The organism is Rossellomorea sp. GCM10028870 (genome assembly GCF_042666755.1).
Taxonomy (GTDB): domain Bacteria; phylum Bacillota; class Bacilli; order Bacillales; family Bacillaceae_B; genus Rossellomorea.
This window is the reverse complement of record NZ_JBHTGN010000002.1, coordinates 33,970-60,076: the sequence shown is the minus strand read 5'-3', so window position 1 is coordinate 60,076 and position 26,107 is coordinate 33,970. Positions and strand designations below refer to the sequence as shown.

Genomic DNA, 26,107 nt, shown 5'->3' with positions numbered 1-26,107 from the left:
ATGTCAATAGAAATTTGTATTGTCAAAGCATAAAAAAAGAGGTAGGATGTAATTGAGAATGATAATCAATTATATCTTGGTTGCTCAAGGAGTGGACGGAAATGGATAATCATGAACTATTTGATGTGACAGTCATTGGGGGAGGTCCAGCGGGACTTTACTCAGCTTTCTATAGTGGACTTAGAGAAATGAAAACAAAGATCATCGAGTTTCAACCAACATTGGGTGGAAAGATACATGTGTATCCTGAGAAAATGATTTGGGATGTAGGGGGGCTCACTCCGATTCCCGGGGCTAAATTAATTGAGCAGCTGGTTCAACAAGGATTGACTTTCGATCCCACTGTCGTCTTAAACGAAAAAGTTGAATCCATTACAAGTAATGAAGAAGGTATCTTTATATTAGAAGGTTCATCAGGTGAAAAGCACTACTCAAAAACGGTCATCATCGCAGTGGGAAGCGGAATCATTAACCCTCAAAAGCTTGATATCGAAGGGGCAGAGCGATTTGAAGTTTCTAATTTAAACTACACAGTCAAGTCATTAAAAAGGTTTAAAGATAAGACGGTCATCATTTCAGGTGGAGGGAACTCAGCCATCGATTGGGCAAATGAACTAGAACACGTAGCGAAGAAAGTGTATGTTGCCTACCGGAAGGAAGCGTTGAACGGACACGAAGCTCAATGTGCCCAGCTCATGAACAGTTCGGCCTCCTGCATGCTCAACACATCGATTACCAAGCTGATTGCGGCCGCAGATCATGAAACCATTGAAAAGGTACAACTGACCAATCATCAGACAGGAGAGGTTTCCTATTTACCTATTGATGAAGTAATCATTAATCATGGATATGAAATAGATACATCCCTGCTAAAAAATAGTTCATTGAATATCGACATGATCGATCAGTATTACATAGCCGGTACGACAAACAGCGAATCATCGATCGAAGGTCTTTACGCAGCGGGTGACATCTTGAAACATGACGGAAAGGTAAACTTGATTGCGGGAGCATTCCAGGACGCTGCAAACGCAGTTAATAATGCGAAGCAATTCATTCAGCCTGAAGCAAATAAAGTCGCCATGGTCTCTTCTCATAACGAAGTATTCAAGAAGAGAAACAAAGAACTGGTCAAGCAGATGATGAAGTAATGAATAAAGCTCTCTCCACATGCGGGGAGAGCTTTATTTATACAAATAGATCTTAATGTGCTCTTGTTTATCAATCGTGGCAAGTAATACATCGTGCACGGTGACATTGTAAAGGGTCTTTAGCTGATCATGCAGCCAGTTTTCATCCTTATCAAGCTCGAGTAAGAGAGTTTGATTAATTTTCCGATCTTCAATAACGGGCATGGGGAGATCGAACCCCTTTGGAGACAGGGATAGGTCCTTTTGAGTCACAGGCTGGTATTGGGGTTTGAGAAATATGGAGATTTCTCCGCCGGTTTCCCATAGGGCCAACGCCACCTTCTCAACTTCCTCGGTCTGCTGCTTTCTTAATTCAGACAAAAGGCTGTCTAAGGGTACTCGTGCTTTCTTGAGATTTTGATATAGGATTTCCCCATTATCGATCAATGGAATGGGGGAGGGGTCAAGTATTTTTCGTATGAAGGTTGAATGTAGACTGAGGTATACCCCAATCAGATAGAGAGCCACCAATGTACCCATGGTGAGCATGGAGCCTTTCAATCCCAGTCCTTCGTCCGATAATGGGTGAGCCATGATGTTCCCTATTAAGAGTGCCATAACAAAATCAAGGAACCTTAACTGTGAAATCGATCGTTGCCCCATTAATTTAGCTATGACAATTAGGAACATAAAGCCAAAAATAGCGCGTAAAATCCATTCCAGGGAAGTCAACGATTCCTGACTCATAAAGAAATCCAAACGAACACGTCCTTACTTCTTTCAACTGCCATATAGTATCCCCAAAAGATTCTTCCATAAAACAAAAAAGATGCCTACATATGTAAGCATCTTTCATGACTATGCGTTATATTGTTCAACGTTCCCATTATGAGCTGCTTCTGCACGCTTATTGACTAAATAACCTACAAGTAATACGGCAACAGTCAACCCAATCGTGATAGCATAAGTGATTGGACCATGATGGATATTGAGTAAATGTAGGAATTTCTCGTCTCGAACAATCATTTCCCCTGCTGTGAAAGCAAGGATCCCAGCTCCAAGGTAAGCGATCCAACGGTACTTCTCAAGTACTCTGACAATCGCCTTTGATCCGAAAATCATGATCGGAATCGAGATGAATACTCCAAGTGCAATCATACCGATATGTCCATGTGCTGCACCAGCGACGGCCACAACGTTATCAAGGCTCATGACAGCATCTGCGATGATGATGGTCGTGATTGCTTGTCTAAGTCCGGTGTGAGATTTAATATTGGCTTCTTCTTCACCTTCGACCAGTACCTTGTAAGCGATCCATAAAAGAAGGACCCCGCCGATCAGATGAACATAAGGGATTTTTAATAAGTAAACAATAATGGCAGCAAAGAAAATGCGCAGGATGACAGCTCCTGCTGTTCCCCAGAAAATCGCTCTGTTTTGATGTTCTTTCGGTAATCCTCTCGTTGCCATGGCGATGACAATCGCGTTATCCCCGGAAAGTATGATATCGATTGCAATGATTTTTAATAGTGCAATGATGGCTCCAGATGAGATGGCAAGTCCAAGTGGAAATAAGAAATCCATATTCAGTTCCTCCTTGATTCTACTAAACTATGAACGAAACACTAACTTATCTATAGTATCACAATTGATGGAATTTTGAACGGCTATTATTTCTAAGATAAATATTTCCAATTTATGCTTGTACTATTTAATCAATGAAGGATAAGTACCTATAATGAAAGGAAAGCTCCATCTCACTTTTACCAGGAGAGGAAGCTTTGTTTTTTGATGTTTTTCTTTTTAGGCTCTTTTCGTAAAGTTTGTTGCTTATTGTAGAGGAGAAAGTAATAGTTGATTTCCGCTCCAGGATGCTCGCTTTCCGCGGGGCTGGCGGTGAGCCTCATCGGCTGCGCCTCCGGGGTCTCACCTGTCCAGCTATTCCCGCAGGAGTCGAGCATCCTTCCGCTCCAATCAACTTTCTGAGCATGAATTCTTAACGGAAAACAATTAAAACAAGAATTTTAACAAACAATCTCATTTAAGGTAAGTAGAGATTGATTTTCCTTTTAAGGAAGAAGGATTATTTTTTTCTAGTTTCTTGCACCCCTTGAAGCTCTGTCATGAAAATACTGTTAAAGATGGTGAGGGGAACTGCGCAGATTCCTGCGGATTTTGGGCGTGCCGAGACCCCGTTCGGCTAAGCTGAGGAGGCTCGGCCGAACGCTAGCTGCAAGCGGAGCAGTTCCCCTCACCATCCAGCATAAACTGGTTGGCAGAGCCCTGGCAGATTCTATGTTAGAAAACAACAATCTTTGTGAAAAGAGCTTTCTTTTATTAAGGTTGCGGGTAGGGAGGTGGATATGGGTAAGGGTACGGATATGGGTAAGGATAAGCTGGAACCGGTACAGGGTAAGGACCCGGTGAAGCTGCAGCCCCCACAGCTAAGCCAGTAACCGTTCCCGCCGCAAATCCAGGATAGTAGCCACCTCCGTGATAACCCCAGTTCCCTCCGTGATTCCAATTTCCTCCCTGGTTCCAACTTGTTCCGTGGCCCCAAGTGGCGTGCCCGTGTCCATTGCCCCAGCTCGCATGCCCTCCGCCTCCGTGTATCGGTCTGTCCATACTGAATGGTTGATTAAACATTGCTCTCACCTTTCTCAATATCAAGAAGTTGCTTTATCATATGTGGATTTTTTGAAAGGGTTTAATTAGTTTTAGCCGATAAATAAGACATAAGTCAATTCCGTGAACTTTATAAACAATATACCCACAAAGTTTCTTTTGCCGTTTATTTACGATTTATTTAAATAAGTTTCTGAATTTTCTATAATGAAAGCGTTACCAATAATAATCAGAGGGGGAAATGGTTGATGAAAATGAAAACAGGTATCATGGCTATTCTTTTATCAAGTTTATTAGTCGTAACCACTGCATGTGGGGGTTCCGATTCTGCAAGTAACGCCGAAAGTGATGGGGAATGGACCCCATCTAAACCAATTGAAGTCGTTGCTCCTGCTGGTGCTGGTGGAGGATGGGATACGACGGCCAGGACTGTTTCAAAGGTAATGGAGGAACAGAAAATCATTGAAGAGCGTATGGCTGTAGTCAATAAACCAGGTGGAGGAGGTTCTGTCGGCTGGTCATATATCGATAGTAAAAAAGGGGATAACCACACGATGTTCGTCACGTCTCCACCGATGTTCTTTGTTCCCCTTAACGGACAGTCGACATTGTCTCACAAAGACTTCACACCTATAGCCGGGGTGATCGCTGACTATGCAGCCTTTGTGGTAGACGCGAATTCACCTTACGATACGATGAATGATCTTGTCGATGCATTAAAAAAGGATCCGACATCAGTATCCATTGTGGGGGTTTCTTCACCGGGAAGCATGGATCACATGCAGTTCGTAAAAGCGGTTAAGGCAGCGGGGGTAGATGTTAAAAAGCTGAAATATGTTTCGGCTCAAGACGGATCTGGGATGAGCATGCTTCTCGGAGGAAAAGTGGATGTGTACTCCACTGGCCTTGCGGAAGCTTCTGAACAAGCTCGTGCAGGTAAGGTGAAGGTTCTGGCGATTACAGCTCCCGAACGTTTGGAAGGAGATACGGTTTCAGAATTCCCGACGTTAAAAGAACAAGGGATTGATGATGAATTTGTTGTATGGCGTGGATTCTTAGGTCCAAAGGATATGGATCCCGATGCCGTTGCTTATTATGAGAAAGCGTTTAAAGACATGATCGAAACGGAACAGTGGAAGGAAATGCGGGACAAGTTTGGCTGGACGGACAACTACATGTCTTCAGAAGAGTTCAGTACCTTCCTGGATGAAGAGTACAAAGAAATTGAAGCATTAATGGAGGAAATCGGCTTGAAAAAATAATAAGGCCAGGAGCAGAACATCTGCTCCTTCCTTTTCTTGATTAGGAGTGAATCACATGAGAACCAAACCAGATCGAATCATCTCAATACTTTTACTAGTTTTTGCTGGAATCTATTTAGCTCTCAGCTTTCAGCTTCCTGCATTTCCATACGCCATCATCGATAGTGACGTCCTTCCGAAGGGGCTTGGATTCCTGCTCATTATTTTGGCGGTTGTTTTGTTCTTCCAGGCGAAGGATGATACAGAAGAAGATAAGAAAAGACGTTATGTCAAAAAAGAAGATGTCATCATTCTTTTATCGGTATTAGGAGCACTGCTCATATATATTTTTTTACTTGAACCGCTCGGATTTTTATTATCTACTATTCTATTTTTGTTGGTCATCCCGTTTGTATTGGGCTTTAGAAAGAAACTCACAACGGTATTAGTGGCCTTTCTATTTTCAGGCATCATGTATTATTCATTTAACTATTTACTCAACATTACATTACCACAGGGGATTCTACCCTTTTAGGAGGTGACGGGCATGATTGAAAGTATATTATATGGATTTCAAGTAGCATTCACCCCGGAAAATTTATTTTTCGCATTTATAGGGGTGTTGGCTGGTACGATCATCGGGATGCTGCCTGGATTGGGTCCAATCAGTGCCATTGCCATCATGATTCCCCTAAGTTATGGGATGTCGCCGGCTTCCGCATTGATCCTGATGGCAGGGGTTTATTATGGTGCCGTGTTTGGCGGCTCGACTTCTTCTATTCTATTAAATGCCCCCGGTATCTCAGGGACAGTGGCAACAGCATTTGACGGATATCCCATGGCAAAGCAGGGGAAGGCAGGCAAAGCACTCGCCATAGCCGCCATATCGTCTTTTGCGGGTGGAACAATAAGTGTGGTGGCACTTATGCTGGTCGCTCCTTATATGGCCAAGCTTGCCATTACGTTTGGTCCTACTGAGTATTTCGCATTGATGCTTCTGGGCCTGACAGCGATATCCAGCTTATCCGAAGGGTCCACCAATAAAGCACTGATCTCGGCGACGATTGGATTGATCATCGCAACTGTCGGGATTGATCAGCAAACAGGTACACAGCGTTTCACATTCGGAAACCCGGGTTTATTAGAGGGGATCGACTTTCTGATCATTGCTTTAGGATTATTTGCACTATCCGAGGTTTGTCAGTTAATTATCTCACGGAATGAAAATACGTTGAAAGGGAAGAGTGCTGTTGGCAGTTTAAAGCTTGAGAAGAAGGAATTAAAGGAGATGGCAGGACCGATTGGCCGTCATTCCGTCCTTGGTTTTATTTTGGGAGTCCTGCCTGGAGCCGGGGCTACGATCGCTTCATTCCTTTCCTATATTTCGGAGAAACGTTTATCTAAAGAGCCCTCTTCTTTTGGGAAAGGGAATATCAAGGGGTTAGCTGCGCCGGAAACGTCCAATAATGCTGCGACAAGCGGGGCATTCGTTCCCTTGTTAACATTAGGGATACCAGGGTCTGGAACCACTGCTGTATTACTTGGTGCCTTACTTGTTGTAGGGGTGCAGCCCGGTCCATTGATGCTTCAGGATCACCCGGACGTTTTCTGGGGAGTCATCGCAAGTATGTATATCGGGAATCTTTTCCTATTGATACTTAACTTGCCGCTCATCCCGGTACTGGCAAAAATCTTATATATTCCGAAGCAGCTGTTGATCGCTTTGATCATTGTGTTCTGTTTAATAGGGGTATACGCAGTCAGCTTCAACACGTTCCATCTGTATTTGCTTGTAGGATTTGGCGTGTTAGGGTATTTATTGAAAATGTTTAAATTCCCTGCGCCTCCGTTTATTCTCGCATTTATACTGGGGGGAATGATGGAGCAATCGTTCAGACAGGCGATGACAATATCAAACGGTTCTTACAGTGTGTTTTTTCAAAGTAATATCACCATCGGATTACTGATTGTTTCATTCCTTTCACTTGTTCTCCCTACCATTTTAGAATTTACGAAAAGAGGAAAGGCCACGGAAAGTCATGATCTGAAGAAAGAAGCATGATCAATAGAAAAGCAGTGAAGCCCTGAATGCCTCACTGCTTTTCTATTAAGCTTGAAAGAAATATTTTCTCTGAGGTCTCCCGACGCCTCCATATGTAAGCTCCACTTTAATCTTCTTTTGTGAAACAAGATACTCCAGATAGCGCCTGGCTGTTGTACGGGTCACGCCGACTTCCCCCGCCATTTCCTCAGCAGTATAGCCCAGGCTGTGATCGGTTTCTATCCGCTTAAGTATGGAATCCAATGTAATCGTATCGATCCCTTTCGGGGGTTGTTGGACGGTCTGAATGTTACTCGTGCTTTTCTTTCTACTGAACAAGTTGTCCACTTCATGTTGATTTTCGACTTGAGAATCATTCATTCTCTCTTTATAGTGTTGATATTTTAGTAGAGTATCCTGAAATCGGTTAAAGATGATGGGTTTCAGGATATAATCGAATGCCCCGCCACGGATGGCATTGGAGATATGGTCGGTTTCCTTTGCTGCTGTGACGAGGATGACATCTGTGCTGCGATAATGCTTTCTGATCTCCCAGAGAAATTCACTGCCGGTCCCATCAGGAAAGTAGACGTCAAGTAAGATTAGATCAGGATTAACAACAGGTAAGACTTTCTTGGCTTCTGCGATGGTAGTGGCGATCCCGCCTACCTGAAATCCTTCCATTTGAGCAATGTACTGACTGTTGATCTCAGCTGTTTGAATATCATCTTCTATAATGAATACGTTCCACTTACGCAATACTTTCTCCCCCTAATGTTGCTTTGGAATACTAATCGTAAACAAAGCGCCCCCAAGTTCACTATTTTCCACTGTCATGTAGCCGTTCAGGTGCTCCACACTTCGTTGCACCAGGTGAAGACCGATGCCCCTGTCTTTGCCGGCTTTTGTTGAATAACCCCTTTCAAATATTGAGTCTATATCCTGGATTCCTGCTCCGCTGTCTTCTATTTCAAAAATAAAATCATCACCTAAATCAGTCATAAACAATTGAACCCGCCTGTTATGAAATGGCCGGGATAAGACTTCTTCAAAGGCATTATCAAGAATGTTCCCAATGATGGTAATCAATTTTTCCTGCTGCACATCAATAAGTGGCGTTGTAATGGAGCTATCAGGATGAATCGAGAATGAGACCTTCAACTCTTGAGACCGATTATATTTTCCAATGATCAGCCCTGCCAGGACAGGATCAGGAACCGCTTTCAATAGAAATTGAATTAAGTCTTCATATCCAGAGGATTCCTCCTGTATGAGGGCTAATGCCTCTTCGTGGTGATGAAGTTGAATGAGACCAGCAATCGTATTCAGTTTATTTCTGTATTCGTGGGTCTGTGAGCGCAATATACCCGCATATTCTTGCACCTGAGAAAGTTCCTTAGTGAGCTGATCGATTTCATCTTTTCTCCTGAAGCTCGCTACCACCCCGACGATTTCTTCCTCTTCAAAAATAGGGAGCCTGTTGACGATGAGGTCATGATGATTTAATGAAATCTCATCATCCAGCTGGCTTTCCCGTGTTTTTAGGACATCCATCATTTTCGTATCTGGGATGACTTCCAGAATATGTCTCCCTCTGTTGGAGGATTGATGATCAAGAGCCAGGATACTGTGGGCTTTAGCATTTATTTCCGTAATTGATCCATGTTGATCGATTGCGATGATTCCTTCCCGGACCGATTCGATGATCGCCCGCTTTTCCTTGAACTGCATGGCGATTTCAGCAGGTTCCAAACCAAAAATCGCTTTTTTGATTCCTTTCCCTATAAAAAAGGAGCCGATGATTCCGATTAACAGAATGACGCCGACAAGTATCAGTACCCTAGTACGATAGGGAATGACGATGTCATGGATACTGTCTTCAAGAAATCCGACTGACACTACCCCGATGATTTCTTTTTGATCGTTTCTTATAGGAACCTTTCCTCTCACAGATGGTCCTAATGATCCCCGTGCATGAGAAACATAAGATTCACCCCTTATTAAGGCTCTTTCATTGTCTCCACCGACCATCTTTTTCCCGAGCCGTTCAGGCATGGGGTGAGAGTATCGGACAGAGTCTCTATTGCCTACAACAATAAAGGTGGCCCCTGTTTCTTTTCGAATATCTTCTACCAGAGGCTGGATGATCTCCTCCGGCTGATTCGTCTTAAAGGCTTCGATTACAGCAGGCATCTTGGATACAGACTGTGCCACCGCCAAGGCTTGCTTTCCTTTCAAATCCGTCAGCGTGTCTGATAACATTCTAAAGAAAATAATCGACAGGGATAAAATCAAAATCGAAAGAAGTGCTAATACAATAACGATAATCTTAGATTGAAGTGAGAACTTTTTCATCATGGGTTCCTTCTTTTCGGAAAATTCTATTATTACTAGAATAAAAGAGTTGATGGGTTTGTACAAGGGGAGATGAGAATCTACTATAGATGAGTTTTAAACATACAACACGTGGTATATGAAACATAGTACATGAAAGAGGAGGATTCAAACGTTTTGGCAAGCATCGTTACAATCGTAGCCATCATTTTCATCCTGGTAAACTTAATCTATTTCTTTAAGGATAAGCATTTCAAATACAGTTATTTTAGTACAACGCTATTTTATAAGCTGTTTTTCGTACTTTTCAGTATCATGATCGCATTTGCAGTACTCTATTATGTCCTGTCATTTGAGAATCCGATGCTGCGTGTCAGTTCACCCAGTGGCAAGCCGGTAGAGCATACGTTCCTCAATTATCTCTATTATAGCGGGGTGACGATCCTCTCCGTCGGGTACGGAGATTATATCCCGACAGGCCATATCCGATTCTTTGCACTGCTTGAAGCAGCAATCGGATTGCTGCTCCCGACGGCCTATTTTATGAAGGTTTTGGAGTCGAAGGGAAAAGAGAATAGGGAGAATGAATAGAAGAGGGGATCTGATAATGGTGTGAGCGTATACTCCACCAAAGTCAGATTCTTTTTTGGTTCCTTGCCAGCTTCTTCTATCATGAATAGAATAGAGAGGGAATGAAGGGTAAAGAGGGAGTGGCCGTAATAAATAAGATTAAGAAAATGATTTACATATTATTAGGTTTGTTATTTATGGGAATAGGGGTTGTAGGCATCGTGCTGCCCCTAATACCAACGACTCCACTCTTGTTGTTGGCATCCTTTTTCTTTGTAAGGGGATCCGAACGATTTGAGGCCTGGTTTAAAGGAACCAGTGTATATAAGAAGCATTTAGAAGGTTTTATTCGTCATCGGTCCATGACACTGTGCCAGAAGGTTACGCTGCTAATTTTTTCAGACATCATGATTCTTATACCGCTGATTTTATCGGATAGTCTGATAGTTAAGGTGATCCTGAGTTTGATCATTGTGTATAAGTATTACTATTTTATTTTTAAGATAAGGACTGTAGCAGTTCGGGGGGATTGACGGTAGGCATCGAGGCTTAATAAGGGTATATTGGCGCAAAAACTGTGGCTTGTTAACAATTTGGCACAAGTTTTGCCAAAAGTGGCACAACAAAAGCTTAAAGTAGCACAACAAGTTATTGGGAAGAGACATAATACACAACGGGGTATAAGGTCCCTCGACCGACAGATAAGGAATTCCTGCCCCAAAACGTTGCCAGATTTATAATTCAGCACAAATTCCATTAAAATCAACTCAAGAAGACCAAACTATCGTTTCAAACAACATTCTTTAGTGTAAATTCATTTCAAAAATAGCGTGTACCAGGTACAAATGACATCCATTGTACCTGGTACACGCTATGAGTCAACTCCATTACATCCACTACATCCACAGATTCGGCTTCACGACCATAAACCACAGCATTGACAGTAGAAGGATTAGATAAATCCAAACGGTCCGCTTCAATTTCCCAATCAGCCATTCCCGGTCAGCGTCATCTTCTCCAAATTTCCGTATTGTAGGTGAGAACGCTCTTGCGAGAAAGAACAGGGAGCAGAACATAATGACAAGGGTCATGATGATCCACGGTGTACTCCATGTCCAAGGTCCGAGTAGTACCAGAAGGATTCCTGTTCCGACGAGCACATGTCCCGCATGCTTGGAAAGTCGGACCGTGAAGCGGAACGTGTCCAAGTACGAAGGAAGCACGGAATCAGAAGCCGTCCGTAATTTCTTCATCATCGGCAACAGTATGAAAAATGGGCCGATGGAAGCCACGACACTGATTACATGAAGATAGATGAGCGTTCTGTATAATAAATACTCCATCCCTCGTACTCTATTCGTTCACTAATGTGAATTCGTGCACCCATACTTTCATGCTGGGGTGCCACGGCATGCCTGGATGATAAGAGAGGATGGCTTCTTTATATTCCTCAACTGTATTAAACCCTTCCTGCTTGGCATGATTATCTGTCAGCTCACCAAGTGATTGGGAGTAGACGCTTTCTACTATGTATTTCTTTCCTTGAAGCTCCATGACTTCTCCAATATCAGCGTATCGTCCGTTTCTGCGGGTCGCCGTTTTCTCCCCCTTCATCACTTTCTCAACGTCCTCAGCTTTAGTTACCAGACGGTCGATCGTACACGTTTTTGGCGGTAGTTGTTGATTTGTCATTTTACAAAACCCCTTTCGACCTTTAACTATAGCATAGTCCGGGTTCAGGAAAAATGTTGATCAGTATATTTTACTTACAAGGAGTGCACCGAAGAAGTAGTATGTTCATGTATTCCCTCATGATAAAATAAGAAAAGATCTTTGAGGGGAGTCGTGAAATGGAAAACCTAAAAAATATCTTTATACAAAATGAATACATACTATCGAAAGAAAACAGTAAAGCAGTAGAATTCAAGAAAGGGGAAGATATCATTTATTTGCTGCCTACGAAGGATTTATGTGCCGGCATCCACCCACAACGTGTAGAGAATACTAAATCCTTGCGAAGTAGGAGTAATGGTATCACCCATAGTACAGCTTTTACGTTATTTCCGAAGAAGCAGCATACAGGACAGCAGCCTATCCAATATGGATACTCGTTTAAATTTATTTCTGAAAAGGAATTAGATGCTTTTCTGAGCAGCATTGATCGATTGTAAGAGGTGAGTCCATTCTTTGGTGGTAAAAGAATGGACTTTTTTGCGTCCCTACCGCAATCCTTTCTCCTTCTTCGTTATCATCTTGTTATTCTGAAAGGAAATCTGTCCGAATGATTTACTGTTTTCACCGTCCCACACCATATTGATTTGATAGGATGGGGTTCCTTTTTTCCCTCTCTCACCCATTATTTTTCCTTCTCCGCCAATAAGTTCAATGGCTTCTTCTAGTTCCATCCCTTATGTCACACCGTTAAATTCCTCAAGGGTGATGGCCCGGGTACTCTCTTTCGCTTCTTCGGAATTAGAACATCCGAAAAGAAAGGATAAGGAAAGGATACTAATCATAAATCCATTACAATAGTTTCTCATTAATATATATCTCCTCATCTCTTATATCTATGTCACGTTTTAAACTCTAAAATTGTTTCACGAATCGAAATGTTTTTCTGGTAAGAAAAGTCACCTGGTGCTATGATGGGTGAATACTAAATACAGAAAGAAGGCCTCAGGGAGAAGTGAAAAAGTGGCAAACGTATTTGATACTTGTGTTCATCATGTTGATTTGGGGCTTTAATGTTCCTGCATTAAAGGTATTGGTGAGTGAATTTTCGCCTGTAACGATTACATCACTCCGCATCTTTACGGCAGGGATTACCGTATTTGTCATTCTTGGTATCATGAGGAAAATAAGAAAACCAACAGCTAAAGAGTTCTTGTTCATTATCACAGGTGGCTTATTGAATGTGGTCAGTCATCATTATTTTTTATCAGTCGGGCTGACCGGAACGTCGTCGACTAACGGGGGACTGATTCTGGGAACGGGACCTTTGTTGACGGCTTTAATGGCGACGATCATCCTTCGAAACCGGCCGACAGTGATTAAAATCATCGGGTTTCTGTCTGGCAGTGGCGGGGTTGCGATCATTGTGTTGTCAGGCGGAGAGGGATTAGGCGGACTTAAGACCGGAGATCTGTTTATCTTTATCTCCATTTTTTCACAGGCCTTAAGCTTCATTATCATCAGCCGGGCAGCCAAAACGTTGGATCCCCGATTACTTACGGGGTATATGCTGGTGTTCGGTTCCATTGTCTTGTTTGCGATTAGTCTTGTAACAGAGCCGGGAGCACTGAAGGAGTTAGGAAATGCCTCAAGCTCAATTTGGCTTCTATTCTTTGCTTCTGCCATTGTAGCAACGGCAGTAGGGCACATGATTTATAACCATTCGATTGGTGAAATTGGAGCCGCCGAAACATCGATCTTCCTGAATCTCAATACCTTTTTCTCCCTCGTTGGAGCGGCTATTTTCCTTAATGAAACCGTGACGTACCATCACCTGATCGGATTGGTGTTCATCGTGCTTGGAGTGGTGTGCGGTTCCGGTACCCTTGAAGAATTTGTGGTAAAAAGAAAACAGAAACGCTTCCTGGAGGGAAAACAGAATCATCAAATGTAGATGGTTCTGTTTTTTCTTATCCAACATATTTTTAGCTTCCCCTCAATAAAATAAAAGGTCAATTTATTTTGAGGGGGATGGGAATGCTTAACGATCAAATTCAGAAGTTAGTGAATAATTTAATTCAAATCGAGCATGTCTCGACTACCTTATATCTTGCCATGTCCGCCTATATGGCGAATCAGAATTATACGGGGATGGCAAGCTGGCTGCACCTGCAGCCGGTGCCGCACCTGCAGGTGGTTGATCCAGACAGTGAAAAGCTGCTTTCCCTTCATGGAAGCAGCTTTTTTTATTGAATTGAAATGAAAAAGGATACACCCTGCTCATTGAGTTCATACTGAAGAAAACGGATTTCTATTAAGGGTGATCATATGATTTATATTTACAATGATTTCGGTGGGACTCATACGACGTCCTTGGCTGCGGCTTATCACTTACATTTATTAAAACCGGGGAACTTGACAAAGAAGGATGTTCTATCTGTCCCTTTCTTTAACCAGCTTACGAAAAAGGAGTCAGGACACATTCTTTATCATGGAATAGACAAAGAGGATAACCCGGTGTATACGATTGGGCGAAGGAACTCTAAGTATGTCGTTCCTGCACTAGCTGATCTAAGTACCATCCTTCTTAGAAGATATGGAAAAAGGGAGAAAATCATCATTTCCAACACCTCGCCGACTGTTCCTCCCCTTATGACAGCTGGGGGCTTTCTATCAAGGGAGCTGGGAATCGATTCGATAGGCGTGCCCCTTCTCGTGAAAGGGGCACAGCAATGCCACACTCTCATCTATCAACTCGTTGAGGAAACGAAACAAATGTCCAAAGATTCTCATGAACAGGTAGTTGTGTTGGAAAATAAGAAATATCAATATAAAATTGGAAAAAAACATATCTTCTGGAAGAAATAAATATTATAATAAGTAAATACTACTAGGTAAAAGGTTTGTCTTGGTGAAGTTCAGGATGAACCGGATAGAACCATACATAAAGGTAATACTATAGTAAAAACGGAGGTGTCGACATTGGAAGGTAAACCATATCACTATGATGGCAGTCACCATTTCGCAACAGGGGAAGCACAAGAAAACACTCCATTTGAACTAACAGACGAAATGAGAAAGAATATCGGGGGAAACCCTTTTGAAGCTTCCGGCGAGGAAGAGTAAGAAACAACTAAAACCTATGAACAATCGGATGTTGTCTATCAGACACATTCTTTTTTTTTCTGAGAGGTTCAAACCTTGGATAATTCCTTCTTTTTTTCACAAAATAATACAGCGGAAAATATGAGTAAAGGATGGATGCAGAATGGCAAAAGTATTATATATTACGGCACATCCCCATGATGATACTCAATCGTACAGCATGGCGGTGGCGAAAGCATTTATGGATACGTATAAAGAAGTGAATCCTGACGATCAAGTGGTTCACATTGATCTGTACCGAGAACATATACCCCATATTGACGCTGATGTGTTTAGTGGATGGGGGAAACTGCAAACGGGAAAAGGGTTTGAGGAGCTTTCATCGGAAGAAAAGTCGAAAGTGAATCGTCTGAATGAGTTAACAGAACAGTTTATTTCTGCAGATAAATATGTGTTCGTTACACCATTATGGAATTTCTCCTTCCCGCCGGTGATGAAAGCGTATATTGACTCTGTAGCGGTTGCCGGTAAATCGTTTAAGTATACGGAACAGGGACCGGTCGGATTACTGACAGACAAGAAAGCTATTCATATCCAGGCACGAGGTGGGATTTACTCAGAGGGTCCTGCAGCCGGCATGGAAATGGGTCATCGTTATCTGGACATCATCATGCAATTTTTCGGCGTACCTTCCTTCGAGGGTGTATTTGTAGAGGGGCATGCTGCTATGCCTGATAAAGCCCAGGAGATCAAAGAGAATGCCATTGCTAGAGCGAAGGATGCCGCTCAAACATTTTAAAAGGGAAGAGCCTGAACATATGCGTTCAGGCTCTCTTATTATACAATTGTTGGCTTCTCAATCTCATTTCCTTTCGGCTCAGGGACGAAGGCAAGAATGACAAGCCCGATGATAAAGAGGACGACAAGACTGAAGACTCCACTATTGGATTCACCTGTCACTTGGGCGGTGACCGCCACTAACAATGGCCCGAGGATCGAGGCGAACTTACCAAAGATATTATAGAAACCAAAGAATTCATTGGCATTTTTCTTCGGAATTAATTTTGCAAAGTATGCCCGGCTCAATGCCTGGATGCCACCTTGGGAAGAAGCAACGAGCATAGCGAGGATCCAGAAGTCCATTGTGGTCTCTAAAAAGTAAGCATAAATGCAAACGATGATATAAACGAATATCCCTACATACAACATCTTTTTCCCCGTGAATTTCTCTGCCAGCCTTCCGTAAAGAATTGCAAAAGGCCCAGCCACCACCTGAGTAACAAACAGGATGATCAAGAGATTAGTGGCTGTGATCCCAAGATCTGTACCGTATGCAGTGGACATCGTAATGATGGTGCCGACTCCATCAATATAAAAGAAATAAGCAAGAAGAAACAAAAATAGTGCACGATATTTCCTGATTTCTTTCATCGTTTTACCAAGACGCTTAAAGCTATTGGCAACGGGATTCTTTTCACGCTCGATAAAGTAGCGCTGATGGACATTTTTGATTAAGGGGATGGCAAAGAGTCCCCACCATAATGCAGTAATGATGAACGCGATTTTACTGGCGATGGTAACGGAGAAAGGAAGTACCCCATTTTGAGATAATATGATGATGGCGATGCTTATGATAAATGGTATTGTGCTCCCGATGTACCCGAATCCAAATCCACGGGATGACACCCTGTTCATTCGCTCTTCTGTCGTTACGTCGGTTAAAAAGGCATCATAGAAAACATTGGAGCCAGCTGATCCGACCGCTGCCACTGTATAAAAAATTAACAGAAGCAGCCACTGATCACTTGGAACGAAAGCAAGCAGGGCAGTAAATGTAACACCGAGGGCAAAGAAGAAGGAGAAAAATTTCTTCTTGTAGCCTTCATAATCAGCAATCGTTCCCAGAATCGGACCGATCATAGCGAGGATAAAGGTGGCAATCGCAATGGTGTACCCTAAATAAGCAGTCGAATTCGCGGCACTGACCCCTGCATTAGTAGCGGCAGCCTTATAAAAAAGCGGAAATACGGCTGTCGAAATGATAATGGAATAGGCTGAGTTTGCCCAATCATAAAAGATCCAGCTGCTTTCTTCTTTTGAGAAACGCTTCATTGTTTTTCCCCCTAAGGAAACAAAGTCTGTTCTTTATATATCCAGCAATTCTTCGATCACTTTTCCATCTGTTGCACCCAGACTAAGGCCGAGCAGGCGTGCCAGTGTCGGGCCTTCATCTACTAGGTGCATAAAAGGAATTTCAACATTTGACCGGATCCCTTTTCCGGCGGCCATGAAGGTGGTGGAGTAGTTTTCTTTTTCAGGAGAGTATCCGTGAGATCCATACGTATAACGCTTTTCCTTTACATCTTCCGGGGTGATGGTATGAATGAAGGATCCTTTAAGAGCATCTTTAAAATAAAATCCTATTCTTGCTTCAAGCATAAAGGTACAGTATCCATCGGCACCTTTTCTTCCGGCTTCTTCACCAGTGAGTATCTCTTCAATTCCATTGGAAGGATCCATTTGCAATTGCTCCAATAGGGATTGAACTGCTGGTTTCGTTTCAGAATCCTTCACGTACACATAGGCTGATCCATCACATCCTTTGCAATATGCTTTCCAGTCGGTTACCTTTCCCCTGGCATTCAATGTGATTAACCCATTTTCCTTGAAAAGGACGTTCAATTGAATTGCCTTTGATTCATCCAATGCACTATGATCTCCAAGAGCGACAATGGTTGACTGTTCATAGATGCCGTTTTCCTTTAATGCCCGAATGATTTTCCCTAATCGGGCATCATGACGTTGAATGGCGGCATGTGCTTCTTCTGAAGAAAACCCATGGTAATGACGTTGTGTATCAAGATCTGTAAAGTGGACAAGCAATAGGTTGGGTTTCTTTCTGATCGTTGCAACCGTCGATTCCAGAACGAAGTCATCAAGCTCCGGTTGATTAAGGCCATTACGGATGTGACCAAAGAGACGGTTCATGTGTAATTGATAGAGAGGACTGCCATTGAAAAGGGAAACAAGAATTTGGTTATGCCACGAGCGATTGGCGAAAATCTCCGGCATATTATAATCAATATTCCCTTTGGCTGTAACCGGCCACAGAAGAGCGGCTGTGGTCATCCGGGCTTTCTTTGCTTCGTCATATAAGGTGGTACCCTTAATAGCCCTTCTATGCCAATACCAATCCGGAGAAACCCGGCCAGGCTGAATGAGTGTATTATTCACTACACCGTGACGTTTAGGAAATTTACCGGTGACAATGGTGGCGTGACAAGGATAGGTCACAGAAGGGTAAATGGTTTCAACATTTTTGCAAAAGGACCCATGGGCAAGCAGTTCTTGAAAGTGAGGAAGATCCTTTAGAATGGGGTAATCCAAAGCAGATAAACAATCGAAAGATATGACAATCAGATGATCCGTAAGACGAGTCATAATGGCCTCCAGCTTTCGCGTAGGATTGTACTATATACCTATTAATATAGCAGAACATTCAGAATAAAAATATGAAATTTCGAGTATGCATGTTAATGAATCGTAAAGACGAAGATTTACATAAAAAAACAGAGATGGTAAAACCCTCCCTGCCCTTAGTTATACTAAAATTTATATCTTCACTTTTTCCCCGATTCGACTATCCTGCTTCACATCCAGGCTACCTGAATATTCAACCGTATTGATGTCACAATTCTCCCCGATCACAACATTCTTACCGCGAACCAGTTTAGCCTTCGTGTTTTCAAGATACACCTCGTCACCTTCGATCAGATCTGAAAATAGGTAATCTTCCTTTTGGAGAAAGAAGTTGACCACTTGTTTAATCAGTCCGTTCGAGTTATGGTGTTTCACTGCAATCGTTTCGCCACCGATTTCTTTAATGGAGGATTCGTGATTGATTTCGATTTGAATCCGGTCAGCGTTGAGGAGCCCCTCGATATGGACCGAGCCGGAAGAGGAGAAGGTTTCGACTTCACAATCCTTTTCAACTCTTAAAGAACCGCTTGCTTTAATCGATCCCCCTTGAATCTTTCCTCCAACCTTACATGAACCGCTCACCTTGAAATTTTTAAAGATGAGGTCTTTCAATACGTTGCTTGAACCACTTGTGTTCATTTCAGCAGCCATCACCGAGCCTTCATACTTGGAGCTTCCACTGGTCGTAATCGTTTCTGCTTTTGTATCACCTTTAATGGTAGAAGAACCGCTCGTTTTAATGTATCCAGCTTTTACGTCACCTGAAATCGTCCCGGAACCTGAAATTTTAAGCTCGTGGCAGTCGATGTCGCCAGCGATTTTTCCGCTTCCACTGATTTTTACTGCATCAAATTTTCCTCCGCCGGACGTACCGGATCCACTGATCTTCAAGTCATGCAGTTCTTTCTTTTCCATAGTATTCATTCATTTCTCCTCCAATTAAGGGAAGTTAGATCCCTTTTGTATTCGTTAACGTGATTTTCAATTCTTCCATCATCTGTTGTAAATCGAATCTCAATACAGTCTGTGCTAAATGGTCAACAAGCAATTTGGAATGTAGGGGAAGGAGCATCCAGACATATTCCTCTTCTTTGCGAAGACCAACAAGTTCAAGGGAAGAATCTTTCAGTGGAGTGAACTTCTCATGAAGAAAAAGAAATAAGGTTTGCAGTTCTTCTCTTGGGACTTGTATCCTTTTCGCCTTCTCAATGATCAACATATTTAATATATCAGGAAACTCAAATCCCTTTCTTACCGGTAGAAATGCTGTGCAGAAGGATAAGGTATATTCCGACAGAATGTTATACGAAGGTAATTCATCTGCACTGATTTCAATCTTAGTTGGATTTGGTGAAAAGAAATCGGATAGTTCATCCAGTGAATAGTCATCTTTCATCTCTTTGATTGTATCGATACGTGAGAGCATTTTTTCCCTGGGAAAGAACGTTTCCTGACCAGTGAAGCTGGATTTCTTAATAAACCAACTCTCCGGAATAATGTTCTTTCGCTTCCAACGGTAAAGCTGGCCATACGAAATTCCGGTCAGTTCCAATACTTCCTTCTTAGATATAAGATCTGCCTCCAATGAGGGATCACCTCTTCTCTGTAACAAAACATTGTTACGTTACTTGATGATTAGTTTAACAGAACAATGTTACGTTAGTAAAGATGAATTTGTGAAATTTTCAAAAAACATCTCACTCCAAACTATCCAATAAATGTTTAATTATGAGCATCTAGGGTACAAAACAAACAGAAATGTTTTACATAGTAAACATTAATAACCGTTGAGAGGGATGAAAGAATGGGAGACGATCGCCGTACGAAAGTGAATGAGAAAAGCAAGGATGAACAGCTTGAACAGTATCGCGTAGAAGACGAAGGTAAGCATCTTACAACCAATCAAGGATTGAAGGTATCAGAAGATGAATTTTCCTTGAAAGCGGGAGAACGCGGACCTACCTTAATGGAGGATTTCCACTTCCGTGAGAAGATGACTCACTTTGACCATGAGCGTATACCGGAGAGGATTGTCCATGCCCGGGGTTTTGCGGCACACGGAGAGTTCGAACTCTATGATTCCATGAAAGAATATACACGAGCTAAATTTCTTCAGGACACATCAACGAAAACCCCTGTCTTTGTTCGTTTTTCCACTGTGGCGGGATCTAAGGGGTCCGCAGAAACTGTGCGTGATGCACGTGGATTTGCTACGAAATTTTATACGGAAGAAGGCAATTATGATCTTGTAGGAAACAATATTCCTGTGTTCTTTATTCAAGATGCGATTAAATTCCCGGATCTTGTTCATGCTCTTAAACCGGAACCACATAATGAAATGCCTCAAGCAGCTTCTGCCCACGATACATTCTGGGATTTTGTAGCGAATAACCAGGAGTCCGCTCACATGGTCATGTGGGCAATGTCCGATCGGGCAATTCCACGCAGTCTCCGTATGATGGAAGGATTCGGTGTCCATACATTCCGACTGGTGAACGCTTCGGGGAAGGCCCATTTTGTGAAGTTCCACTGGAAGCCTGTATTGGGAACTCACTCTCTCGTTTGGGATGAGGCTCAGAAGATCAACGGGAAAGACCCGGATTTCCACCGCCGTGATTTGTATGAATCCATCGAAAATGGAGATTATCCAGAGTACGAGCTGGGAATTCAGCTCATTAAGGAAGAAGATGAGTTTAACTTTGACTTTGATGTTCTTGATCCTACCAAGCTATGGCCTGAAGAAGAAGTTCCTGTGAAAATCGTTGGGAAAATGACCTTGAATCGCAATGTAGACAATGTATTTGCAGAAACAGAGCAAGCGGCTTTCCATCCAGGATCCGTTGTTCCCGGAATTGATTTCTCTAATGATCCTTTACTACAAGGACGCTTATTCTCCTATACTGATACACAATTGATCCGACTCGGTGGACCTAACTTCCATGAGCTTCCGATTAACCGACCGGTGTGCCCATTCCATAATAATCAGCGTGATGGATATGGCCGTCAAACGATTAACAAGGGTCAGGTGAGCTACCATAACAACTCACTTGCTAAAAATACACCAGCCCCTGCGAGTCAGGAAGAAGGAGGCTACACTCATTACCAGGAGAAGATGGAAGGGCGTAAAGTCCGGGCAAGAAGTGAAAGCTTCAAAGATCACTTCTCACAGGCTACTCTTTTCTGGAACAGCATGAGTGAGCCCGAGAAGGAGCATATCATCCAAGCCTTCAGTTTCGAGCTTGGAAAAGTGAAGAGCAAATCGGTTCAACAGCAGGTAGTCGACATGTTTGCCAATGTAAGCCTGGATCTGGCAAAAGGCTTTGCAGAAGCGATAAGCGCGAAAGTTCCTAGCAGAGAAGGTTCAAAAGTAACCAAATCCTCTCCAGCCTTAAGCCAGGAAAATACGATCAAGAAACCTGCTACCCGTAAAGTAGGGGTCATCGTAGGAAACGGCTTTAAAGGGGAAGAGGTGAAAATGGTTCTATCGGCACTTAAAGAGGATGGCATCCAGCCGGAGATCATCAGTGACAAGCTGGGGATGAGAAAAGGGGATGACGGTACGGAGCTTGAAGTGGACCATACCTTCTTAACAGGGGAATCTGTATTGTTTGATAGCCTTTATGTAGTAGGTGGAGAGGATGTAGATAAAAAGTTCTCTCAAGATACGACCTACTTTGTCAAAGAAGCGTATTCTCACTTCAAACCGATCGGTGCTACGCATCAGGGCACCAACTGGCTGGAAGAAGCAGGTGTCAGCGGCTCAGGTGTGGTAACTGGGGAAGACATGAAGTCATTTGCGAAAGAATTCACAGTAGCCATCTCAGCACATCGTCATTGGGATCGCGAATTAGTATAAAATTTAATAGGCAGCAAGTGGAGTAATTCTCTCTCTACTAGTTGAGAAGTGCTAGATCTGATCATTCAGGTCTGGCATTTTTTATATAATGAAAAACCAAGCCAGTGTAAGTCAATTCCCACTTTTGCATCGTCCAAGTCAATCACTTGATTCACTTCGTTGCACCTACTATACTCTGCAATCAACAGGCCAATCAGCCACTGAAAATGAAAAAATTCCCATAAGCAAAAATCTTGAAAGTCAAAAAAGGTCAAAGTATACTATGTTTGTAAGGTCAAAGAAAGTCAAAGTCGAACTCAGCTTAAACGAATACTAAACACACTGACCTTATCCATAATACAATCTACAAAACTATTTATATAAAACACTACTGCAGGAGGTAATGTTTAATGAAATGCCAAGTATGTCAACACAATCAAGCAACAGTTGAAGTGTATAAGCAAGTGAATGGTCATAAGTCCAGTATGAAGATGTGTTCAACTTGCTTTCAAAAGCAGCAAACGCCTTCTGGAATACATGGAGGATTTCCGTTTGATGAGTTGTTCAAAGGGATGAGCATGGGTGGAAACCAAAATCATGGCTTCCACAATCAGCAATCATCTCCTCAAACCCAAGGCGGAAATGGAGGAAATGGCGTTCTCGATCAGTTTGGACGCAATGTGACAGGAGCAGCCAAAGCTGGTTTGATTGACCCGGTTATCGGAAGGGACAAAGAAGTGGATCGCGTCATTGAAATTTTAAATCGCCGTAATAAGAATAACCCTGTACTCATCGGTGAGCCCGGCGTGGGTAAAACAGCTATCGCTGAAGGGTTGGCCCTTAAAATTGTAGAAGGTGATGTACCATCCAAGTTATTAAATAAAGAAGTGTATGTAATGGATGTTGCTTCACTAACTGCCGGTACAGGGGTTCGCGGTTCTTTTGAAGAACGTTTAAAAGCCATCATCAGCGAACTTCAGAATAGAAAGAACGTGATGTTATTTATTGATGAGATTCATCAATTAGTTGGGGCGGGTTCCGCAGAAGGCTCCATGGACGCAGGAAACATTCTAAAACCTGCTTTAGCCCGGGGTGAACTGCAAGTAATCGGGGCTACGACATTGAAGGAGTACCGCCAAATTGAAAAAGACGCAGCACTCGAGCGTCGTTTCCAGCCGGTCTTGGTCAATGAGCCGACAACTGAAGAAGCTATTGAGATCCTTAGAGGATTAAAAGATAAATATGAAAACTATCATGGAGTCAAGTTTACAGACGAGGCCATTGAGGCTTGTGTGAAACTATCCCATCGATATATTCAGGATCGATTCTTACCGGATAAGGCCATTGATTTAATGGATGAAGCAGGTTCTAAAGTCAATCTGCAGTCAGAGGGTAAAGACAAGACTGCCATCCTAAAAAAATTGAACGATGTAAGAGAGAAGAAGGATCTGGCAACAAAAGAAGAGAACTATGAACAAGCTGCCATCCTTCGCGATCAAGAAGCAGAATTAGAAAGACAAATTAGTGAAGGTGGGTCAGACTCTAAAGCATTTGTAGAAAGAGAACTGATTCAGACGATCGTTGAATCGAAAACGGGTATTCCTGTTGGGAAGCTGCAAAGTGATGATCGAAAACGAATGAAAGCACTGGAAGAAAACCTGGCGGGTAAAGTAATCGGACAGGAAGAAGCAGTGAGAAAAGTAGCGAAAGCGATCCGCCGCAGCCGTGCAGGATTGAAGGCGAAGCATCGTCCAATTGGTACTTTCCTCTTTGTAGGACCAACAGGTGTAGGTAAAACAGAATTAACGAAAACACTGGCAGAAGAGTTATTCGGCTCTAAAGATTCCATGCTTCGATTAGATATGAGTGAGTTTATGGAGAAACACTCAGTATCTAAACTGATCGGTTCACCTCCAGGCTATGTAGGTCATGAGGAGTCAGGTCAATTGACTGAAAAGGTAAGAAGGAACCCTTATTCAATCATTCTCCTGGATGAAATTGAGAAAGCACATCCGGATGTTCAGCATATGTTCCTGCAAATTCTTGAAGATGGACGTCTCACCGACAGTCAAGGTAGAACGGTCAGCTTTAAAGAGACTGTGATCATCATGACAAGTAACGCAGGTGTGACGGACAAGAAGGAAGCAGTGGTCGGTTTTAACACAGGCGGCACAGATGCGATTAAAGAAACGAATATTCTGCAATCACTCGGTGCCTACTTTAAGCCGGAGTTCCTGAACCGTTTTGACAGCATCATTGAATTTGAATCTCTTGACAAAGGAGAGCTTCTTCAAATTCTTGACCTTATGCTTGACGAGTTGAAGGTTGAACTAAAAGAGCAGGGGATTACTGTCACCATCGACGAAGATGCGAAGAGTAAACTCGTTGAACTGGGATATCATCCTGAATTCGGTGCACGCCCATTACGTCGTGTGATCCAGGAAAGAGTGGAAGATAAAATCGCTGACTTACTTCTTGATGAAGATGGCATAACCAACGTAGTCATTTCACTTGAAAACGATGAGATCATCGTCAAATAAGAAAAGAAGCATCCTTTTGGGTGCTTCTTTTTCTATTCTTTCCTCTTCAAAAAAGTGATATATACTGCCATAGCTAAATAAACTCCTAAAACTAAGACAATAAATACAGGGGTCGAAAAGGAAGTCATAAAAACACCCTCACTTTAGATCTTGTAAAGACGGATGGAAAACGAGTAATAAAATCGCGATTATAGGTACGGAAATAATGATGGCAAGTAACGGTCTTTTATGGTGCAATCCTAAGATTGTAAACATGATGACATTAAAAAGTGCAGACCATCCTAAATTCCAGCCATTTTCATAAAGGAACAGTCCTTTTTTATGAAAAAGGTATTCCAATAACGTGAAGTAAGCAATCCAGCAGGCAAGATACAGCCATTTCTTTTTTCTATATGGAAAATAACGAAGAAAGATCATGATGACGACAGGAATGATAAAAAAAGTGAAAACGAGATCAATAAACGTATGATTAAGCCAATCGACCGTCACAGCTTTATATTCCCAAAGTGTATGGTTATAAAAGAGCACGTTATAGGAGAGATTGCAAATAATATAATATTGAACCGTTGGATAATACTCCCTCCAGCGTTTCCAATCAACAAAAAGCTTGGCGAAAATAAGATAAACAACCACTACCAGAATTAGATACATATTGAGTACAATCCTTGTTTTTGTTACTCAGTATGGACTTATCGGAGGTGGAATAGACCTTCTGAATAGATAAAGTGCCTGATTCTCATTGAATCAGGCACTTTAATAGGGTTGTTTTATTCCTTTTCTGCCAGTACTCTATCAATCGCCTGGGCAACACCATGATCTGTATGGAGGCCAGTGACCCAGTCAGCGGCTTCCTTCACGGCTTCCTGTGCGTTCCCCATCGCCACTCCGAATCCGGCTTCACGAATCATGGCTATATCATTCATACTGTCCCCGACCGCCATGACTTGATCCATGGAAAGGTCCAGCCATTTGCAGACCTTGACCAAAGCTGCGGCCTTATTGACCCCTGCAGGATTGATTTCAATATTCGTCGGCGAAGAATTGGTGATTTCCAGTGCTTCATTTTTCACCAGCTCGTCCATCATGACTTTGCGGACGTCATCATCCTGAATATCGAATCCAAACTTCAGCCAGTTATAGGTATCGATTTCCTGATCAAAAGGCTTATTCGTATTGAATAGTCCTTGGGAAGTGGAAGACCAGAAGTATACATCATGCTCTTCTTTTAATTTCCAAAGCTGTTTCACAAGATCAAGATCAAGTGGGATACTGTCTACTAGATTGTATTCATGATCGTAAATTTCCCCGCCATTTACAGTCACCAGATAAGATGAACGGCCAAGCTCATCTGAAATATCCCGGCATGTGAAAAGGGAGCGGCCAGTACTTAATACCACATGAATCCCTTTCTCCTTCGCACGCTGAATGGCTTGTGCGTTTTCAGGAGATACCTCTCCTTCGTGATTTACGAGTGTTCCATCCATATCCAGGGCAATTAATTTAATATCCATCATACCTATCACGTCCTTTAATTC

General features: G+C 42.5%; 28 protein-coding genes and 1 pseudogene. 14 read left to right on the top strand and 15 right to left on the bottom strand.

The features are described 5' to 3' along the window. The first annotated feature begins 101 nt into the window (after nucleotides 1-101). Entirely contained in the window at nucleotides 102-1,151 is a 1,050-nt protein-coding gene (locus ACFQWC_RS11200; protein WP_377107336.1) for an NAD(P)/FAD-dependent oxidoreductase, read from the top strand. Between the two features lie 33 nt (nucleotides 1,152-1,184). Here ACFQWC_RS11200 and ACFQWC_RS11195 read toward each other — a convergent pair whose 3' ends face one another. The 3 genes from ACFQWC_RS11195 to ACFQWC_RS11185 form a co-directional block, all read right to left on the bottom strand. Next, nucleotides 1,185-1,889, bottom strand: coding sequence for a DUF421 domain-containing protein (locus ACFQWC_RS11195; protein ID WP_341357696.1), 705 nt, complete (start codon nucleotides 1,887-1,889; stop codon nucleotides 1,185-1,187). A gap of 99 nt (nucleotides 1,890-1,988) precedes the next feature. Further along, nucleotides 1,989-2,714, bottom strand: coding sequence for a TerC family protein (locus ACFQWC_RS11190; RefSeq protein WP_377107334.1), 726 nt, complete (start codon nucleotides 2,712-2,714; stop codon nucleotides 1,989-1,991). A gap of 753 nt (nucleotides 2,715-3,467) precedes the next feature. Further along, nucleotides 3,468-3,776, bottom strand: coding sequence for a hypothetical protein (locus tag ACFQWC_RS11185; RefSeq protein ID WP_341357698.1), 309 nt, complete (start codon nucleotides 3,774-3,776; stop codon nucleotides 3,468-3,470). 233 nt (nucleotides 3,777-4,009) lie between these two features. Between ACFQWC_RS11185 and ACFQWC_RS11180 the strand changes: the two genes are divergently transcribed. From ACFQWC_RS11180 to ACFQWC_RS11170, 3 genes are read left to right on the top strand one after another with little or no spacing between them, the layout of a single operon-like run. Beyond that, nucleotides 4,010-5,017: a tripartite tricarboxylate transporter substrate binding protein gene (locus tag ACFQWC_RS11180; protein WP_299745145.1), complete on the top strand. Its 1,008-nt coding sequence runs from the start codon at nucleotides 4,010-4,012 to the stop codon at nucleotides 5,015-5,017. A 55-nt stretch (nucleotides 5,018-5,072) separates the two neighbouring features. Next, on the top strand, nucleotides 5,073-5,531 hold the full coding sequence (locus ACFQWC_RS11175) for a tripartite tricarboxylate transporter TctB family protein (RefSeq protein ID WP_299744937.1): 459 nt from the start codon (nucleotides 5,073-5,075) through the stop codon (nucleotides 5,529-5,531). A 12-nt stretch (nucleotides 5,532-5,543) separates the two neighbouring features. Continuing rightward, nucleotides 5,544-7,058: a tripartite tricarboxylate transporter permease gene (locus ACFQWC_RS11170; RefSeq protein WP_377107331.1), complete on the top strand. Its 1,515-nt coding sequence runs from the start codon at nucleotides 5,544-5,546 to the stop codon at nucleotides 7,056-7,058. Between the two features lie 45 nt (nucleotides 7,059-7,103). On the opposite strand, the gene ACFQWC_RS11165 is transcribed toward ACFQWC_RS11170, so the two are convergent. Together ACFQWC_RS11165 and ACFQWC_RS11160 are read right to left on the bottom strand one after the other, a co-directional pair. Next, nucleotides 7,104-7,796, bottom strand: coding sequence for a response regulator (locus ACFQWC_RS11165; protein WP_377107329.1), 693 nt, complete (start codon nucleotides 7,794-7,796; stop codon nucleotides 7,104-7,106). Nucleotides 7,797-7,808: 12 nt separating this feature from the next. Beyond that, nucleotides 7,809-9,392, bottom strand: a complete 1,584-nt coding sequence (locus ACFQWC_RS11160; protein ID WP_377107327.1) for an ATP-binding protein — start codon at nucleotides 9,390-9,392, stop codon at nucleotides 7,809-7,811. A 156-nt stretch (nucleotides 9,393-9,548) separates the two neighbouring features. On the opposite strand from ACFQWC_RS11160, the gene ACFQWC_RS11155 reads away from it, so the two are divergent. Further along, complete coding sequence (locus tag ACFQWC_RS11155) at nucleotides 9,549-9,962, top strand: potassium channel family protein (RefSeq protein ID WP_299744950.1); 414 nt, start codon at nucleotides 9,549-9,551, stop codon at nucleotides 9,960-9,962. A gap of 101 nt (nucleotides 9,963-10,063) precedes the next feature. Further along, a complete protein-coding gene (locus ACFQWC_RS11150; protein ID WP_377107325.1) occupies nucleotides 10,064-10,474 on the top strand; it encodes a YbaN family protein in 411 nt (136 codons plus the stop codon). A gap of 363 nt (nucleotides 10,475-10,837) precedes the next feature. Here the strand turns inward: ACFQWC_RS11150 and ACFQWC_RS11145 are convergent, their stop codons facing one another. Next, nucleotides 10,838-11,284 carry a hypothetical protein gene (locus ACFQWC_RS11145; protein ID WP_299744956.1) on the bottom strand — a complete coding sequence of 149 codons (447 nt, stop codon included), beginning with the start codon at nucleotides 11,282-11,284 and terminating at the stop codon, nucleotides 10,838-10,840. Between the two features lie 10 nt (nucleotides 11,285-11,294). Then, nucleotides 11,295-11,633, bottom strand: a complete 339-nt coding sequence (locus ACFQWC_RS11140) for an ASCH domain-containing protein (protein ID WP_299744959.1) — start codon at nucleotides 11,631-11,633, stop codon at nucleotides 11,295-11,297. A 158-nt stretch (nucleotides 11,634-11,791) separates the two neighbouring features. On the opposite strand from ACFQWC_RS11140, the gene ACFQWC_RS11135 reads away from it, so the two are divergent. Continuing rightward, on the top strand, nucleotides 11,792-12,112 hold the full coding sequence (locus tag ACFQWC_RS11135; RefSeq protein WP_377107323.1) for a hypothetical protein: 321 nt from the start codon (nucleotides 11,792-11,794) through the stop codon (nucleotides 12,110-12,112). 48 nt (nucleotides 12,113-12,160) lie between these two features. Here the strand turns inward: ACFQWC_RS11135 and ACFQWC_RS11130 are convergent, their stop codons facing one another. Then, a complete protein-coding gene (locus ACFQWC_RS11130; RefSeq protein ID WP_377107321.1) occupies nucleotides 12,161-12,346 on the bottom strand; it encodes a hypothetical protein in 186 nt (61 codons plus the stop codon). Between the two features lie 3 nt (nucleotides 12,347-12,349). Continuing rightward, nucleotides 12,350-12,481 carry a hypothetical protein gene (locus ACFQWC_RS11125; protein ID WP_299744968.1) on the bottom strand — a complete coding sequence of 44 codons (132 nt, stop codon included), beginning with the start codon at nucleotides 12,479-12,481 and terminating at the stop codon, nucleotides 12,350-12,352. 146 nt (nucleotides 12,482-12,627) lie between these two features. On the opposite strand from ACFQWC_RS11125, the gene ACFQWC_RS11120 reads away from it, so the two are divergent. The 5 genes and pseudogenes from ACFQWC_RS11120 (at nucleotide 12,628) to ACFQWC_RS11100 (ending at nucleotide 15,516) form a co-directional block, all read left to right on the top strand. Continuing rightward, nucleotides 12,628-13,566, top strand: a complete 939-nt coding sequence (locus ACFQWC_RS11120; protein ID WP_299744972.1) for a DMT family transporter — start codon at nucleotides 12,628-12,630, stop codon at nucleotides 13,564-13,566. Between the two features lie 83 nt (nucleotides 13,567-13,649). Beyond that, a pseudogene (locus ACFQWC_RS11115) lies at nucleotides 13,650-13,787 on the top strand (ferritin-like domain-containing protein); the annotation flags it as partial. Nucleotides 13,788-13,940: 153 nt separating this feature from the next. Beyond that, entirely contained in the window at nucleotides 13,941-14,480 is a 540-nt protein-coding gene (locus ACFQWC_RS11110) for a DUF3189 family protein (RefSeq protein ID WP_299744975.1), read from the top strand. 114 nt (nucleotides 14,481-14,594) lie between these two features. Beyond that, nucleotides 14,595-14,738, top strand: coding sequence for a hypothetical protein (locus ACFQWC_RS11105; protein ID WP_299744978.1), 144 nt, complete (start codon nucleotides 14,595-14,597; stop codon nucleotides 14,736-14,738). A gap of 142 nt (nucleotides 14,739-14,880) precedes the next feature. After that, complete coding sequence (locus tag ACFQWC_RS11100) at nucleotides 14,881-15,516, top strand: FMN-dependent NADH-azoreductase (RefSeq protein ID WP_299744981.1); 636 nt, start codon at nucleotides 14,881-14,883, stop codon at nucleotides 15,514-15,516. A gap of 38 nt (nucleotides 15,517-15,554) precedes the next feature. On the opposite strand, the gene ACFQWC_RS11095 is transcribed toward ACFQWC_RS11100, so the two are convergent. From ACFQWC_RS11095 to ACFQWC_RS11080, 4 genes are all read right to left on the bottom strand, one after another. Then, nucleotides 15,555-16,829: an MFS transporter gene (locus tag ACFQWC_RS11095; protein WP_377107318.1), complete on the bottom strand. Its 1,275-nt coding sequence runs from the start codon at nucleotides 16,827-16,829 to the stop codon at nucleotides 15,555-15,557. Nucleotides 16,830-16,862: 33 nt separating this feature from the next. Further along, nucleotides 16,863-18,158: an alkaline phosphatase family protein gene (locus tag ACFQWC_RS11090; protein ID WP_377107316.1), complete on the bottom strand. Its 1,296-nt coding sequence runs from the start codon at nucleotides 18,156-18,158 to the stop codon at nucleotides 16,863-16,865. A gap of 171 nt (nucleotides 18,159-18,329) precedes the next feature. Further along, entirely contained in the window at nucleotides 18,330-19,121 is a 792-nt protein-coding gene (locus tag ACFQWC_RS11085; protein WP_299744987.1) for a polymer-forming cytoskeletal protein, read from the bottom strand. A gap of 25 nt (nucleotides 19,122-19,146) precedes the next feature. Continuing rightward, entirely contained in the window at nucleotides 19,147-19,782 is a 636-nt protein-coding gene (locus ACFQWC_RS11080; RefSeq protein WP_299744990.1) for a DUF4004 family protein, read from the bottom strand. 219 nt (nucleotides 19,783-20,001) lie between these two features. Here ACFQWC_RS11080 and ACFQWC_RS11075 point away from each other — a divergent pair, with 219 nt between their 5' ends. Together ACFQWC_RS11075 and ACFQWC_RS11070 are read left to right on the top strand one after the other, a co-directional pair. Further along, a complete protein-coding gene (locus tag ACFQWC_RS11075) occupies nucleotides 20,002-22,053 on the top strand; it encodes a catalase (RefSeq protein ID WP_299744993.1) in 2,052 nt (683 codons plus the stop codon). Nucleotides 22,054-22,442: 389 nt separating this feature from the next. Further along, nucleotides 22,443-24,572 (top strand): ATP-dependent Clp protease ATP-binding subunit, encoded by a 2,130-nt coding sequence (locus ACFQWC_RS11070; protein ID WP_299744995.1) that lies wholly within the window; start codon nucleotides 22,443-22,445, stop codon nucleotides 24,570-24,572. A 138-nt stretch (nucleotides 24,573-24,710) separates the two neighbouring features. On the opposite strand, the gene ACFQWC_RS11065 is transcribed toward ACFQWC_RS11070, so the two are convergent. Continuing rightward, entirely contained in the window at nucleotides 24,711-25,223 is a 513-nt protein-coding gene (locus ACFQWC_RS11065; RefSeq protein ID WP_299744998.1) for a CBO0543 family protein, read from the bottom strand. A gap of 116 nt (nucleotides 25,224-25,339) precedes the next feature. Next, on the bottom strand, nucleotides 25,340-26,086 hold the full coding sequence (locus tag ACFQWC_RS11060; RefSeq protein WP_377107312.1) for a Cof-type HAD-IIB family hydrolase: 747 nt from the start codon (nucleotides 26,084-26,086) through the stop codon (nucleotides 25,340-25,342). Nucleotides 26,087-26,107: the final 21 nt, after the last annotated feature.